Source organism: Bradyrhizobium sp. (assembly GCF_028868675.1).
Classification (GTDB): domain Bacteria; phylum Pseudomonadota; class Alphaproteobacteria; order Rhizobiales; family Xanthobacteraceae; genus Bradyrhizobium.
Genome location: NZ_JAGWUA010000003.1, coordinates 27,465 through 41,409 on the forward strand (window position 1 = coordinate 27,465; position 13,945 = coordinate 41,409).

13 protein-coding genes are annotated in these 13,945 nt (G+C 67.2%); 4 read left to right on the forward strand and 9 right to left on the reverse strand.

Translation table 11 applies throughout. From position 1 onward, the window contains the following. Window positions 1-20 precede the first annotated feature (20 nt). Complete coding sequence (locus tag KGM94_RS00960) at window positions 21-674, forward strand: helix-turn-helix transcriptional regulator (RefSeq protein WP_300253955.1); 654 nt, start codon at window positions 21-23, stop codon at window positions 672-674. A 72-nt stretch (window positions 675-746) separates the two neighbouring features. Here the strand turns inward: KGM94_RS00960 and KGM94_RS00965 are convergent, their stop codons facing one another. Continuing rightward, window positions 747-1,193 (reverse strand): host attachment family protein, encoded by a 447-nt coding sequence (locus KGM94_RS00965; RefSeq protein ID WP_300253956.1) that lies wholly within the window; start codon window positions 1,191-1,193, stop codon window positions 747-749. Between the two features lie 274 nt (window positions 1,194-1,467). Here KGM94_RS00965 and KGM94_RS00970 point away from each other — a divergent pair, with 274 nt between their 5' ends. Then, window positions 1,468-1,995, forward strand: a complete 528-nt coding sequence (locus KGM94_RS00970) for an Hsp20/alpha crystallin family protein (protein WP_300253958.1) — start codon at window positions 1,468-1,470, stop codon at window positions 1,993-1,995. A gap of 49 nt (window positions 1,996-2,044) precedes the next feature. Here KGM94_RS00970 and KGM94_RS00975 read toward each other — a convergent pair whose 3' ends face one another. The 5 genes from KGM94_RS00975 to KGM94_RS00995 form a co-directional block, all read right to left on the reverse strand. Beyond that, a complete protein-coding gene (locus KGM94_RS00975; RefSeq protein ID WP_300253960.1) occupies window positions 2,045-3,709 on the reverse strand; it encodes a tannase/feruloyl esterase family alpha/beta hydrolase in 1,665 nt (554 codons plus the stop codon). A 98-nt stretch (window positions 3,710-3,807) separates the two neighbouring features. Beyond that, complete coding sequence (gene serA, locus KGM94_RS00980; protein WP_300253962.1) at window positions 3,808-5,049, reverse strand: phosphoglycerate dehydrogenase; 1,242 nt, start codon at window positions 5,047-5,049, stop codon at window positions 3,808-3,810. A 157-nt stretch (window positions 5,050-5,206) separates the two neighbouring features. Then, the gene (locus KGM94_RS00985) at window positions 5,207-5,524 is read right to left on the reverse strand and encodes a DUF1476 domain-containing protein (RefSeq protein ID WP_300254005.1); all 318 of its coding nucleotides are present in this window, start codon (window positions 5,522-5,524) and stop codon (window positions 5,207-5,209) included. Window positions 5,525-5,559: 35 nt separating this feature from the next. Beyond that, complete coding sequence (locus tag KGM94_RS00990) at window positions 5,560-5,970, reverse strand: F0F1 ATP synthase subunit epsilon (RefSeq protein WP_300253964.1); 411 nt, start codon at window positions 5,968-5,970, stop codon at window positions 5,560-5,562. Window positions 5,971-6,002: 32 nt separating this feature from the next. Beyond that, on the reverse strand, window positions 6,003-6,356 hold the full coding sequence (locus tag KGM94_RS00995) for a hypothetical protein (RefSeq protein ID WP_300253966.1): 354 nt from the start codon (window positions 6,354-6,356) through the stop codon (window positions 6,003-6,005). A 248-nt stretch (window positions 6,357-6,604) separates the two neighbouring features. Here KGM94_RS00995 and KGM94_RS01000 point away from each other — a divergent pair, with 248 nt between their 5' ends. Further along, window positions 6,605-7,015, forward strand: a complete 411-nt coding sequence (locus KGM94_RS01000) for a low affinity iron permease family protein (protein WP_300253967.1) — start codon at window positions 6,605-6,607, stop codon at window positions 7,013-7,015. Between the two features lie 319 nt (window positions 7,016-7,334). Beyond that, entirely contained in the window at window positions 7,335-9,455 is a 2,121-nt protein-coding gene (locus KGM94_RS01005) for a HAMP domain-containing methyl-accepting chemotaxis protein (RefSeq protein WP_300253968.1), read from the forward strand. An 11-nt stretch (window positions 9,456-9,466) separates the two neighbouring features. Here the strand turns inward: KGM94_RS01005 and KGM94_RS01010 are convergent, their stop codons facing one another. From KGM94_RS01010 to KGM94_RS01020, 3 genes are all read right to left on the reverse strand, one after another. Further along, window positions 9,467-10,699, reverse strand: a complete 1,233-nt coding sequence (locus KGM94_RS01010; protein WP_300253969.1) for a rhodanese-like domain-containing protein — start codon at window positions 10,697-10,699, stop codon at window positions 9,467-9,469. Window positions 10,700-10,742: 43 nt separating this feature from the next. After that, entirely contained in the window at window positions 10,743-12,077 is a 1,335-nt protein-coding gene (locus KGM94_RS01015) for a methyl-accepting chemotaxis protein (RefSeq protein ID WP_300253970.1), read from the reverse strand. A 126-nt stretch (window positions 12,078-12,203) separates the two neighbouring features. Then, window positions 12,204-13,937 carry a thiamine pyrophosphate-binding protein gene (locus KGM94_RS01020; RefSeq protein ID WP_300253971.1) on the reverse strand — a complete coding sequence of 578 codons (1,734 nt, stop codon included), beginning with the start codon at window positions 13,935-13,937 and terminating at the stop codon, window positions 12,204-12,206. Between the last annotated feature and the right edge of the window lie 8 nt (window positions 13,938-13,945).

Consider the following 13,945-nt stretch of genomic DNA (forward strand, 5'->3'; position numbering starts at 1 on the left):
GCGACGGGGCCGGATCGAAGATGGTCAGGCATGCCAAAGCGCAGAGGATGCTGACCCACGATCAGATCTGGGGCGCGCTGGATCGGCTTGCGGCGCGTTCCGGACTGTCGCCGTCGGGACTTGCCAAGCGGGCGGGCCTCGATCCCACCACCTTCAACAAGTCCAAGCGCGTGACCTCCGACGGCCGCGAGCGCTGGCCCTCGACCGAATCGATCGCCAAGGCGCTCGCCGCCGCCGGCTCCTCCATCGAGACCTTCGTGAAGCTGATCGGCGATGGCGCCCGCGACGGACGCTCGGTGCCGCTGATCGGCTTCACCCAGGCCGGGCACGACAGCCATTTCGACGAGCTCGGTTACCCCTCCGGAAAGGGCTGGCACGAGATGGCGCTGCCCTCGGCGGACGACCATCACGCCTTCGCGCTGGAGATTTCGGGCGACGCGCTCGTGCCCGCCTATCGCGACGGCGACGTCATCCTGGTGTCGCCGGGCACGCCGATCAAGCGCGGCGACCGCGTGGTGGTGAAGACGAGGACGGGCGAGCTGATGGTCAAGGTCTTGAAGCGCCGCACCGTCAAGGCGCTGGAACTGCAGCCGCTCGTCACCGCGCAGGCCGACCGCACGCTCGCAATCGCCGACATCGCCTGGATCGCGCGCATCGCGTGGGCGAGCCAGTAGCGGCGCAAGCCTGCACCAAAGCGCGATGAGATTGAGATGAATCGTCATCGCGCTTTACGGCCTCGCCGAGATTCAGCCCGCCGCGGTCAGATGCTTCTCGATGTCGCCCACCGGATGCCGGGTGAGATCCTTGTGGATCTCGGCGACGATGACCGCCTTGACGTCGGCGTGGAAGGCCGCGCGCAGATCGGCCAGCGTCCGCGGCGGCGCGACGACGACCAGCGCCGGCGCCCTGCGTTCGCGTACGACCTTTTCCATCGCGGCGGCGACCCGGTGCGCGAAGCGATGCTCCTCCAAATCATGCCAGTCGACCGGCTCGACGGCGCTGCGGCCCGACGCCTTGCCGAGCCGGCCCGGACGGTCGCTGCCCTGCTCGTGGGTCGGCGGATTGTCGTCCTCGAACACCTGCTCGGTCTTCAGGTTCGGAAACTTCTCGTTGCCCTCGTTGCGCAGGAACAGCGCCTTGCGGCCGTCGCCGACAAAGACGAAAGCATTGTGCGGGATCTTCAGGCTGCTCATCTCGACGCTCCAGACTTCTGTTCCATTCGAACCTCCGCGCGCGGATAGAACTTGATTCAAGTCAACGCGGGCCGGGGTCGCATGGTCGTGCGAGCCAAACGGGCCGGCATAATAACGCCGAGCCGGCAAGATATGTCCCGCGGAAAATCGGTGCGCAATGCTTACCGATCTCGTGACGTCCCACCCGGAACGCATCTTGAGGAATATCAACGACAGGGTGCACCGGCCGGTGGACGTTCCGTCGCGTCAACTCCGGCCAGAAAGGAGAGAGATCATGGCCAATGAAACCAAGCTCCCTGTGACCAAGCAAGCCAGCCCGCCCGCCTTCGCGCCGGAAGCCTGGCATCCGTTCGAATCGCTGCGCAAGGAGGTCGACCGGCTGTTCGAGGATTTCGGCCGCGGCGACTTCTGGGGCCGGTCGTTCCCGACGCTTGCCGGCTTCGAGAAGAACCTGACCCGGAAGTTCGCGGCCGCGCCGGCCGTCGACGTCGTGGAGAACGACAAGGCCTACGAGATCACCGCCGAGCTGCCCGGGATGGAGGAGAAGGACATCGAGGTGAAGCTCGCCAATGGCGGCCTCACCATCAAGGGCGAGAAGAAGGAGGAAAAGGAGGAGAAGCAGAAGGACTACTACGTCTCCGAGCGCCGCTACGGTTCGTTCGAGCGCTACTTCGCCCTGCCGGACGGCATCGACGCCGACAAGATCGGTGCCTCCTTCAAGAACGGCGTGCTCAAGGTGACGCTGCCGAAGACCGCCGAAGCCCAGAAGCCCGCCAAGACGATCGAGGTCAAGGCAAGCTGAGCATCGGCCGTCGAACGCGAGCCGCCGAACCGGCGGCCTCGCGTTCTCGTCACGGCGCGCAGAAGAAGCTCGCGGCCTCCGTCACCGGGCCCGCCTTGTAGTGCGGCCAGGCGGGCCAGCGGCACAGCGGCAGCGCGCGCATGACCGGAAACGCGGGCGCCTCGACCTTCTGCTCGGTGACTTCGAGATCGCCGGGCGCCTTGCCCTGCTCCACCCAGTCGACCAGCACGCTCAGCATGTCGACATTGGCCGGCGCGCCGGAGCCGACATGGTCGACGCCGGGCGCGGTGTAGAGCCGGGCGAACTCCGCGGTCTCCGCCTTGCCGAGCTTGTTTTCGACGCTCTCGAAATAGCGGATGCCGGCATAGGGGCTCTGCGCGTAGTCGGCCATGTGCTCGAGCATGATCAGCCTGCCGCCATGGGCGCGGAAACGGCCGAGATCGGGATCGGTGGAGTCCATGAGCTGCGAGACCTGCAGCACGCGCTCCTTGTGCTCCTCGACCCTGTAGGTCGTGACGTCGAGTCTTGGATCGCGCGCGAACACGTATTGAATTCCGAAGGCACCATAGACCCACGCAATGCCATTGTTCGGCGCCGGAGGGTTGGCGGGGGCCGCCGTGCCGAGCCACCACGCCGTCCATCCGCCGGTCGGGCCGAACGACGCCGTATCCTCGCCCGACACGCCCCAGCCCGGATAGTCGTCGAGGCCGTTGGCGAGCGGGAACGGGAACCTGAAGGTCGCATGCAGCGTGTCGATCGCCTTGATCTGCGCCTCGGTGAGGCACGCATCGCCACTCTGGCCCGCCGCGCAGCGCAGCGTCTCCGGCTTGAACTGCGCCTTGCAGGACACGGCATCCTGCACCAGCGCGTCGTCGGAGCCGTCGGCCTTGTCGCAGGCGGCGCGCACCGCGTCGGCCACGAGCTTGACCTGGGCCGGACGAATCCAGCCCTCGCCCATGGTCACGAGCCCCGAACGCAGGCCGGCGTGCTGCAGGCCGGCCCAGTTGATCACCGGCACGCGCGCCAAAATGCCGTCGAAATCATCGGGATAGCGCTGCGCCATGGTCAGGCCTTCGCGACCGCCTTCCGAGGAGCCCATGAAGTACATCTTCGCGGGCTTCCTGCCGTAGGCTCGCTCCATCAGCGTCACGGCGACGTCGCGCACCTTCTTGTAGGCGCGGTGCGAAAAGTTCTCGAAGGCTTCGTCGTTCAGCGCGAAGGCCGGCGGCGGCTCGCCGGGTTTGGTCTCATGGCCGGAATCCGTGCCGTAGGTGACGAAGCCGCGCGCCAGCGGCGACGGCTTGTCGAAGGGATAGGCCGGCGGCAGCGCCAGTCCGGTGATCAGCACGCCGTTGAAGCCGCCGCCGCCATATTGCAGCGAACGGCCGTTCCACTCGATCGGCAGGTTGACCTCAAACTTGATCGGCGGCGCCTTGGGATCGGTGGGTTCGATATGGCCGAGCAGCTTGCAGAAGCCGGGATTGGCCGGCGTGATGCGGCCCGACGGTGTCGGCCCGCGTTCGGTGACGGCGAGCGGGGACGGGGCCTGCAGCGTCGCGGAATCGATCTTCACGGCGTCGGCGCCGCCGGCGAGACCCTTGCACACGGTATCGGCATCTTCGGCCAGCGTCGCGGCGAGCGCGGCGCCGGGACTTGCCAGCCCGATCACGAGGATTGCGATGCAGAGATGCAGGTTCGCTGGTGCGCGCGCCATCGTTTCCCCCGGGTCTTGTTCGTCGTCGCTGGCGGTCCGCATTCAATGCGGCCAGCCGCCGGCCGTCAACCGCCGGCAGGCGGGCGGCGCGATCGAACCTACTCGTGCTCGTAGACCAGCCGCGCGCCGATGGTGCCGTCGAGCGCGCGGATCTGCCGCAACAGTTCGCCCGAATCCTGGCCGGCGAGGTCGGCGTCGAGCACGACATAACCGAGGTCGCCGGCGGTCTCCAGATATTGCGCGGCGATGTTGACGTCGCGCTGCAGGAAGACCTCGTTGAGCCGCCGCAGCATGCCCGGCACGTTGCGATGGACGTGGCTGAAGCGCGCGCCGGTCGGGCGTAGATGGAGCTGCACCTCCGGAAAATTCACCGCGCCCATGGTCGAGCCGTTGATGAGGTAGTCGACCAGCTTGCGCGCCACCTCGCCGCCGATCCGCTCCTGCGCCTCCTCGGTCGAGCCGCCGATATGCGGGGTCAGGATCACGTTGGCGAGGCCCTGCAGCGGACTGTGGAAGCGGTCGGAGTTCGACGACGGCTCGACCGGAAAGACGTCGACTGCGGCGCCCGCGATGTGGCCGTCGCGAAGGGCGGCCGCCAGCGCCTCGAGATCGACGACGGTGCCGCGGCTGTTGTTGATCAGGAAGGAGCCCTCCTTCATCAGCCGCAATTCCTTCGCGCCGATCATGCCTGACGTCTCCGGCGTCTCCGGAACGTGCAGACTGACCACGTCGCTCTGTGCCAGGAGCTCTTCCAGCCTGTCGACCGGCTCGGTGTTGCCGTGACGCAGCTTGTCGGTGCGGTCGAAATAGATCACGCGCATGCCCATCGCCTCTGCGAGCATGGAGAGCTGCGAGCCGATATTGCCGTAGCCGACGATGCCGAGCGTGCGGCCGCGCACCTCGCGGCTGCCGGTGGCCGACTTGTCCCAGCCGCCCTCATGCGCCGCCACCGAGCGCGGAAAGATCCGGCGCAGCAGCATCACGATCTCGCCGATGACGAGCTCCGCCACGCTCCTTGTGTTGGAAAACGGCGCGTTGAACACGGGCATGCCGCGCTTGCGCGCGGCCGCAAGGTCGACCTGGTTGGTGCCGACGCTGAAGCAGCCGACGGCGAGAAGCTGGTCGGCCGCATCGAGCACGTCGGCGGTGATCTGGGTGCGCGAGCGGATGCCGAGCAGCGAGACGCCTTTGACCGCCTGCCGCAACGCCTCGCCGTCGAGCGCCTTGGTCAGCCGCTCGACATTGGCGAAGCCCGCGCTCCTGAACAGCTCCACCGCGCTGTCGTTCACGCCTTCGAGCAGCAGCGCCCTGGCTTCGATGCGTTGGCCCTTGGCTGACATGGAGTCTCCGTCGAATGCCGACGCCGCCCGCAGCCGAGAGCGGCGGGGCGACCGGCAACACACTCCGATTCGGACGTGGGGACAAGATGGCAGGTCAGCCGTTTCGTCCCGAAAGTTCTTCGAAATGCCCCGCGAACGCCGGCGAGGCGATCCGCCGCTACTTGCCGGCCTCGATCTGCGCCAGCGCGGCCTGCGTGTATTCCTGCATCCGGTCCGCGACCTGCTTCCGCGAGACGCCCTTGGCGGCGAGGTCGCCCGCGACCTTCTGCAGGACGTCGTCAATGGTCTGGGTCTCCAGATGCGTCGTCACGACGTCGTTGGCGTAGGCGGTCGCCTGCTCGCCGGCGAGGCCGAGCTGCGCCGCTGCCCAGTTGCCGAGCAGCTTGTTGGCACGCGCCATGACCTTGAACCGCAGTTCCTCGTCATGGATGAACTTGGCTTCAAATCCCTGCTCGCGCTTGTCGAAGGTCGTCATCATCGGATTCCGTCTTGGGGTGAAGGTCGCGAAGCTCAGAACGCGTTGGTCACGGTGAGCATGGCGTGGATGGACTTGTAGTGGTCGAGCCGGGCCACCGCCTGGTCGAGCTCGTCGCCGGCCGGCTGTTGCGCCAGCGTCTGTTGCATCTCCTCGATCCGGCCCTGCAGCTCGGCGACATCGAATTCTTCCGCCGTGGCCGCGTTCTCGGCCAGCACCGTCAGCTCGTCGTTGGAGAATTCGGCGAGCCCGCCGAGCACGACGAACCGCCGGCGCTCGCCGCCACTGATTGCGGTGACGATGCCCGGACGGAGCTCGGCGACGATCGGCGCGTGGCCGGACAGCACGCCGAAATCGCCTTCCATGCCGGGCAGGTCCGCCTGCTCGACCGCTTCGGTGAACAGCAGCCGCTCCGGCGATACCAGGCTCATCGGGAAGGTCGCCATCGCGGCTCCGCTCGCTTCGCTCGATCCGCCGGTTACCTGCGCCGGCGCACCGGCGGCGGGGCCGGAATGTCGCGCTGCCAGATCGTGCCGTTGTCGAACTGGATCAAAACACCGTCCGGCGAATAGACCGCTCCGAGATTCATCGCGTCGACATAGATCCGCGTCGCCGGCGAGAACCAGTCCGGCCAGGCGCGATAGGCCTCGCCCGCTTCGGTCAGGAGATTGAGGTCAGGGCCGTTCTGCGTGATGTAGGCGGGATAACCGACCAGCCCGCCGCGGCAGGCCTGAACGCATTTGTAGGTGCCGGTCAGATTGACCGACTGGGCATAACCCGGCGTCGCGGCGAGGGCGGCAAGGAGACCGGCGGCTAGCAGGATACGCGTCATGACGGCCTCGACTGCAGACGGGAAATCATAGGAACATTTGTACGATCCGTCCATGACGCGCCATTGATCCAGGTCAAGCGCGCCGCATCGGACGCCCGCCCTGCGACTGCATTGGGATTGCCGGACCTGGGTCGTCCGGAAGGGCGAGAATGTTGCGTCCTGCCATCTTCTTCGACTGCGACGACGACGCAGGAACCCGGGAACCCCGGCTGCGTTGATCACGGCGTCAACCCTCCCGGCCAGAAAGCATGCGCGGCACCCTTCCCGTTTCGTCCACCACCAGCTCGGGCGGCCAGCACGCCCATTGGTTCACCCGCTTCGCGACCGTCACCGCGGAGTGGACCGGGACGACGTCGGCCTTCATCCTGGCCCTCCTGACCATTATGACCTGGGGCGTGACCGGTCCGCTGTTCCACTACAGCGACACCTGGCAGCTCGTGATCAACACCGGCACCACGATCGTCACCTTCCTGATGGTGTTCTTGATCCAGAACACCCAGAATCGCGACACCAAGGCGCTGCAGATCAAGCTGTCGGAATTGATCCTGGCGCTGGAGACGGCGAACAACCGGATGGCGGCCATCGAGCACGCCAGTCCCGAAGAGCTGAAAGAAATCCAGGAAGAGATCCAGCACAAGGTGGACGACGAGGCGGCCTGACGCTGCCGCCCGCCTCGACGCTCAGATCACGCAGAACCCGTGCGTGCCGTCGCCGCGGAGCTGGTCGACGAGACCGTTTCGCGTAGCGCGAGTTGTCGCACATGCGTCCAATTCCGAACTCGGTCGAAGCCCGCGACGTCTCGCGAATGGCGAAGGCCCGCAGGATATAGCTGCGCCGGGCGCGACAAATTCGCACTCCACCGTACATCTACGGTCTCGGCCGCCCACTCGGATAATCAATTCGTAAGCGGACTCTCATACGAAGGAACTCGCAACAGAACCAGCAACGCGCCATCCTCCGGCTCCACAAGGAACTACCATGCAGACTTCCTCCGTCGCCAGTCGCATCAGTTCATTCCGCTCGCTGCGCACGATCCTGATTGGTGCAATCGCGGTCCTGTCGATCCTTCAGATATTCGCGTTCGGGCGGGGCAGCCTCGAGTCCTGGCAGGCCTACCGCCAGACCCAGACCACCGAAGTCTTCGACCACGCCACCAACCAGTTCATTGCGGGACTCTACGAAATCTTGCTCGAGCGGCTGGCCACCAACAACGCGCTGCAGGCCGCCGATCGGGCGAGCGACGCGACGCGGCAGGCGATCGACGCGAGGCGGAAGGCGGCGCACGAGAGGTACGAGCCCGGGCTTGCTGCGCTGCGCGCCCAGCACTTCGCCAATCGGGATGCGCTCCTCGGCGCGCTCGACGCTGCGCTGGCCAAGGCCAACGAGGCGCGCGCCCAGGCGGACAAAGCCTTGACGCTGCCGAAGCAGGAGCGCCCGGAGGCTCTGCTCAAGACCTTCGTTCCGACGCTGACGGCATCGGTCAATGCCTCGCTCAATCTCTGGTACGCCACGCTCTATGCGGCCGCCTCGACCGACCCGACACTGACGACGCTTGCCGCGATCAAGGAGACCGGATGGCGCATGCGCGAAGTTTCCGGGTTCGAGCGCGCGAACGTTGCGGGCGCGATCGCGGCAGGCACCGCGATCCCCGCCGACCGCCTGGCCTTCAACGCCGGAACGCGGGCGCAGGTAGATGTGCTCTGGGGCCTGCTCAAGAACCTCACGGCGGATGCCGCGACGGATCAGCAGATCCGGCAGGCGATGACGGGCGCCCAGGAACTCTATTTCGACAAGTTCCGCAAGCTCGCCGACGACATGAAGAAGGCCGGCGACGAGGGCAAGTATCCGGTCACGGCCCCCGACTATGTCGCGACGACCAATCCGCAAATCGACAGCCTGCTCGCCGTCATGCAGGCCGCCTCCAGGGCCAGCGAGAGCCATACGGCAAAGCTGCAGGCGGCAGCGTTCCGCAGCATGGTGACGGCAATCATTCTTCTTCTGACCGGCGTCGGAATTTCAGTCGCGACCGTCCTCCTGGTGTTGCGCCGTGTGATCGCGCCTCTCGCATCCCTGTCGGCTTCGATGCACCGCCTTGCCGGCGGTGACCATGAAAGCGTCGTGCCTTACATCGGCCGTGAGGACGAGATGGGCGTCATGGCCGGCTCGGTCGAGGTCTTCCGCAAGGCCGCGCTCGAAATGGATGCGCTGCGGACCCAGCAATTGCAGGCTGCGCAGCACGCCGAGGCGGAAAAGAAGGCGGCCATGGCCGAGCTGGCCAACTCGTTCGAAGCCAGCGTCAAGGGCGTCGTGCAGGGGGTGGCGGCCGCCGCTCACCAGATGCAGACGTCGGCCAATGCCATGACGCGATCCACGGATGAGACCAATCAGCAGTCGAGCGTCGTGGCGGCTGCCGCCACCCAGGCTTCGATGAACGTGCAGACGGTCGCCGCGGCCGCGGAGGAACTCTCGGCATCGATCGCGGACATCGGCCGCCAGGTCACGCAGTCGGCGAAGATCGCCGAACGCGCCGCCGACGAGGCCGGAAGGACCGACAATCTCGTCCATGGCCTCGCCGAAACGGCACAGAAGATCGGAGACGTCGTCAAGCTCATCAATGCGATCGCGGGGCAAACGAACCTTCTCGCGCTCAACGCCACCATCGAGGCGGCGCGCGCGGGCGAAGCGGGAAAGGGTTTTGCGGTGGTCGCATCCGAGGTCAAATCCCTGGCTGCGCAGACTGCCAAGGCCACCGAGGAGATTGCATCCCAGGTCGGCGCCATTCAGACCTCCACCGCCGATGCGGTGACGGCGATCAAGCGGATTGCCGGAACGATTACCGAGGTCAACACCATTGCCGCCGCGGTCGCGACGGCGATCGAACAGCAAGGCGCAGCGACCGGCGAGATCGCCCGCAACGTGCAGCAGGCGGCAACGGGAACGGCCGAAGTATCCTCGAACATCGTCGGTGTGACGGATGCGGTCGTCGAGACCGGACGCGTGTCGAAGGATGTCCTGTCGGCCGCAGGAGCCCTGTCGCAGCAGGCCGAGCAGCTTCACCGCGAGGTGGACCACTTCCTCGGATCGGTTCGCGCCGTCTAAAGCCGTCGGCTTCAGATCACGTAGAACCCATGCGTGCCGTCGCGGCGGAGCTGCTCGACGAGACCATATTCCCAGTCGAGATAGGCCTGCATCGCGGCGGCCGGGGCGTCGGTGCCTTCATAGGGACGCTGGTAGCGATGCGCGGGATCGGGCCGCGGCAGAATGAGCGGCGGGCCGACCTCCAATGCGCCATCATAGCCGCCCTCGAGCACGTAGACTTCCCAGCCCATCTGCGCGAGCCAGGACGCGGTCATGTCGGCGCGCACGCTCCTGTCGTCGGTCAGCACGATGCGCGCCCCGCGCACGGGTGCGGCCATGTCGATCTCCTGGACGAGCTGGCCGCCGGCATAATGGCGAAAGCCTGCGAGATGGCCCTTCGCGTAGTCTTCGGCGTCGCGCACGTCGAACCGATAGAGCGTCCGATCCGCCTGCGCCGCGAGCGCTGCCATCTCGCTTGCGCCGATGCGGCGGACGCCGGCGCGATAGGCGACGTCGCAGGCCTTCGCCTCCGCGCCGTCGAACGGCCCGATCTCGCCGCGCCTGGTGGCGCCGTGCTCGAGCCGGTGGCTTGCCAGCGTCCAGCCGATGGTGCCGTTGCGCAGCGCGCGCACCTCGTTCGGCACGCCCGCATTGATCAGCGATTGGGCGGCGATGATCGATCGCGTCCGGCCGGCGCAATTGACGATGATGGTGGTGTCCGGATCTGGCGCAGCGCGGCCCGCGCGTAGCACCAGCTCCGCACCGGGCACGCTGACCGAGCCCGGGATGTTCATGGTGGCGTATTCGTCGAAGCGGCGGACGTCGAGAATGGCGATGTCGGCCTTGTCGGCGATCAGGGCCGCGACCTCGTCGGCGCCGAGAGAGGGCGTGTGACGGCGCGCCTCGACCAGCTCGCCGAACGCCTTCGCATAGGAATTGACGTCCTGAAACACCTCGTAGCCGGCGGCCCGCCAGGCCTGCAGGCCGCCCGCGAGCGCGCGAACGTCGCCGTAACCGAGTTCCGCGAAGCGCTCTGCTGCGGATGCGACCAGGTCCTCGCCGTCATCGTAGAGCACGATCGGCACGTCCTTGCGCGGCAGGCGCAGCGCGGCCTCGATCGCGATGCGGTCGGCCGCCATGTTGGCCGCGAACAGCGGATGGCCGGTGGCGAAAGCGGCCTCGGACCTGACGTCGAGCAGCGCGATCTCCTCCCGCAGCAGCAGCGCGCGACGGATGTCGGCGGGCGTGACGGTGGTCATAGTCATGACGTCAGGGAGCCCCAGCGGAACGCCCGCGTCAAGCGCTGCTTCAGGCCGCGCGGATCCTGGCGAGGAAGCCTTCGACGTTGCTCCGCAGCGTCTCGGCCTGCGTTCCCAGCTTGTCGGCGAGACCCTGGACCTGGCCGGCCGCCGTGCCGGCCTCGCCGGCTGCCCGCGTCACCCCGCCGATCGAACTCGACATCTGGCTGGTGCCGGTCGCGGTGGCATGGACGTTGCGGGCGATCTCCCGCGTCGCCGAGCCCTGCTCCTCCACCGCGGCCGCGATCGTGGTCGCGATCTCGTTCATGGCGCCGATCGTGCCGCCGATATGCTTGATGGCCTCGACGACCTCGGAGGTGGCCGACTGCATCGCGGCGACCTGCGCCGAAATATCCTCCGTCGCCTTGCCGGTCTGGCTGGCGAGCGACTTGACCTCGCTTGCCACCACCGCAAAGCCGCGCCCGGCCTCGCCGGCGCGCGCGGCCTCGATCGTGGCATTGAGCGCCAGCAGATTGGTCTGGCTGGCGATGTCGCTGATGAGATTGACGACGTCGCCGATCTTCTGCGCGGCGGCGGAGAGGCCCTGCACCGTCGCGTTGGTCCGGTTCGCCTCCTCGACGGCCTGGCTCGCGATCTGGGTCGACTGCGTCACCTGGCGCCCGATCTCGGAGACCGACGAGGACAATTCCTCGGTCGCGGCCGCCACGATCTGCACGTTGCTCGAGGCCTCGCCGACCGTCGACAGCACGCCGCTCGCCTGCGTGCTGGCGTCCCGCGCGGTGGCCGACATCGTCTGCGAGGTGGTGCGCATCTCGCCGGCGGTGGCGGCGAGCGACTGCACGAGGCCGCCGATGGTCGTCTCGAAACCCTGCGCGATCTGACGGGTCTGTTGCCGCGCCTCGTCGGCGATGCGGACCCGCTCGCTGGAATCCACGAGATAGCAGAGCACCGCGGGCTCGCCATGGAACCTGGTCGGCACCCAGTAGAGGTCCACGAAGAGGGTCTTGTGCGTGTCGAGCGTGAGACCGGCCAATCCCTGGTACTGGAAGGTCCTGCCCTGCTGGAGTGCGTCGGCGCACTCCTTGAAGATATCGGCGGTCAGCCGGCCGTTCGGCTGCCGCTCCGCGGTGACCTTGGCCGGCCCGACCTCCAGCACGTGCTTCTTGTCCCTGGCGCCGAGGATGCGAATGCAGGCGTCGTTGCAGTGGACATAGACGCCGTTCTGCCGGATCAGCATCGCGATCGGACTGGATTCGAAGGCCACGCGCCAGAGCTCGACGATGTCGGCATCGGCATGCGCCGGCCCGCGCCGGCGAAGCAGGATGAGGATCGTCGCCGCCATGGCCACGAGGGCAAGCAGTCCGGCGATGTCGAGCGCGCTCATGTCTTGGGCCTTCTATGAGGTGGGATCGCCGGCCTCGCAGATTCGCACGTGCCGTCGAACAGATTGCGTCGCGTTCGACCACATCACCTCATGGTTTCCAAATCCTTAAGGGCGGGACGAATGCACCTACCCCGTCACGCGGCGCACCGCGGCGCGGGTCAGGAAGCGCAGCTTTTCCCTGAGCGGGAAGCGGCCGAAATTGGTCTTCACCGTCCCGAGCGTAAAGGCCGTCTTCTTCGAATAGTCGATCCGCACCCGTACGATGACGGGCCGGCCCGTCCCGGCGATCCCGTTGGCCTCGGCGATGACGCCGGCGATCGCCGCATTGTCGTCCATTGCAAGATAGGCCGCACCCGTCGCCAGCGCGACGCCCTCGAGGTTCAGCATGCCGAGCTGGGTGCAGGGCTTGCGTCCATACGGGATCGACTGGGCCTGGGCGATCTGGGCGAGCTCGCCGTCGTTGAACACGTAGTAGACGATGCCGAGCCCGTTGGTCGACGCGGTGAGTATCTCCATGCAGGTCATCGTGAAGGCGCCGTCGCCGACGATCGCCTGCACCGAGCGGCCCGGCAGCGCGAGCTTGGCGCCGATCGCCGCCGGCACGGCATAGCCCATGCAGTTGAAGTCGGTCGGCAGGATGACGCTCTTCGGCGCATGGAACGGCATCAGCTCGGCGGTCAGGAAGGTGTGGTTGCCGTCGTCGATCGCGACGATGCCGTCGTCGGGCATCAGGCGGCGCAGTTCGTCGAAGAAGCGCGCGGGGTTGACGATGCCCGCAGCGTCGTTGCGATACCAGCTCTCGCGATAGTCGGCCTTGTCGCGCCTGATCTGCTCGCGCAGCCCGGTCCGCGTGGTCGGGCGCGGCCCGCGCGCCTCCAGCGCACGCGACAGTGCCTTGAGCGCAGTGGCCGCATCGGCCGCGATCCCGACCTTGGCCGGATAGTTGGTGCCGATCGCCGCGGGATTGATGTCGATGTGGATCAGGTTCTCCGGCACGCTGGCGCCGTAGCTGCCGGTCGCGATCTCGGCGAAGCGCGTGCCGATCGCCACCATGCAGTCGCAATCCCGAAAGGCGTTTTGCGCAGCCGGCACGGCGGAGGTGCCGAAGCCGAAACCGGCATGCAGCGGATGGTTGCCCGGGAAGACCGACAGGCCCTGCAGCGTCGTCGTCACCGGCGCCTCCAGCCATTCGGCAAGCCGCACCAGCTCGGCCGTCGCATCGCGTGCGCCCCAGCCGGTGAAGATGCAGGGCCGGCGGGCGGCGGCGAGCAGCTCGACGGCGTGTGCGATGTCCGCCGCGCCATCGAGTTGCGGCGCGGGGGGCCGCTGCAATTGCGGCAGTTCGGCGACCTCGTCGGTCAGCAGCAGGATGTTGGCCGGAAGCTCGACATAGACCGGGCCCGGCTCGCCGGAGACCGCGATCTCGTAGGCCTCGAACAAGGTCGGCACGACGTCCTCATGCCGCTCGACGCGGAACGTCGCCTTGGTCAAGCCGCCCATGAAGCGGTGGGTGTCCATCTGGTGCAGCTGATAGCGATGCGGCGTGTCGGTGCGCGGGCCGCCCGACAGCACCAGCATCGGCACGCCGTCGAGGAAGGCCTCGCCGATCCCGCTCGCCGCATGCGTCAACCCCGCCGCCGGCACCACGGTCAGGACGCCGATCGAATCGGTCAGGCGGCCGACCGCGTCGGCCATGAACGAGGCGCCGCCTTCATGGGTGACCAGCACCTGGCTGATGCGGTTGGAATTGTTCAAGGCATCGTAGAGTTCCGTGGTGTGGACGCCGGGGATGCCGAAGGTGAAGCGCGCGCCGATCTGCTCGAGCGCATAGGCCGTCAGCCAGGCTCCGGTTCTCTTCATGTGATGCC

Excerpts from the sequence above, each read along its gene's own strand:
- KGM94_RS00960 (WP_300253955.1), top strand. The coding sequence starts at position 21 with ATGGTCAGGCATGCCAAAGCGCAGAGGATGCTGACCCACGATCAGATC.
- KGM94_RS00965 (WP_300253956.1), bottom strand. The coding sequence starts at position 1,193 with ATGAGCAGCCTGAAGATCCCGCACAATGCTTTCGTCTTTGTCGGCGAC.
- KGM94_RS00970 (WP_300253958.1), top strand. The coding sequence starts at position 1,468 with ATGGCCAATGAAACCAAGCTCCCTGTGACCAAGCAAGCCAGCCCGCCC.
- KGM94_RS00975 (WP_300253960.1), bottom strand. The coding sequence starts at position 3,709 with ATGGCGCGCGCACCAGCGAACCTGCATCTCTGCATCGCAATCCTCGTG.
- serA (WP_300253962.1), bottom strand. The coding sequence starts at position 5,049 with ATGTCAGCCAAGGGCCAACGCATCGAAGCCAGGGCGCTGCTGCTCGAA.
- KGM94_RS00985 (WP_300254005.1), bottom strand. The coding sequence starts at position 5,524 with ATGACGACCTTCGACAAGCGCGAGCAGGGATTTGAAGCCAAGTTCATC.
- KGM94_RS00990 (WP_300253964.1), bottom strand. The coding sequence starts at position 5,970 with ATGGCGACCTTCCCGATGAGCCTGGTATCGCCGGAGCGGCTGCTGTTC.
- KGM94_RS00995 (WP_300253966.1), bottom strand. The coding sequence starts at position 6,356 with ATGACGCGTATCCTGCTAGCCGCCGGTCTCCTTGCCGCCCTCGCCGCG.
- KGM94_RS01000 (WP_300253967.1), top strand. The coding sequence starts at position 6,605 with ATGCGCGGCACCCTTCCCGTTTCGTCCACCACCAGCTCGGGCGGCCAG.
- KGM94_RS01005 (WP_300253968.1), top strand. The coding sequence starts at position 7,335 with ATGCAGACTTCCTCCGTCGCCAGTCGCATCAGTTCATTCCGCTCGCTG.
- KGM94_RS01010 (WP_300253969.1), bottom strand. The coding sequence starts at position 10,699 with ATGACTATGACCACCGTCACGCCCGCCGACATCCGTCGCGCGCTGCTG.
- KGM94_RS01015 (WP_300253970.1), bottom strand. The coding sequence starts at position 12,077 with ATGAGCGCGCTCGACATCGCCGGACTGCTTGCCCTCGTGGCCATGGCG.
- KGM94_RS01020 (WP_300253971.1), bottom strand. The coding sequence starts at position 13,937 with ATGAAGAGAACCGGAGCCTGGCTGACGGCCTATGCGCTCGAGCAGATC.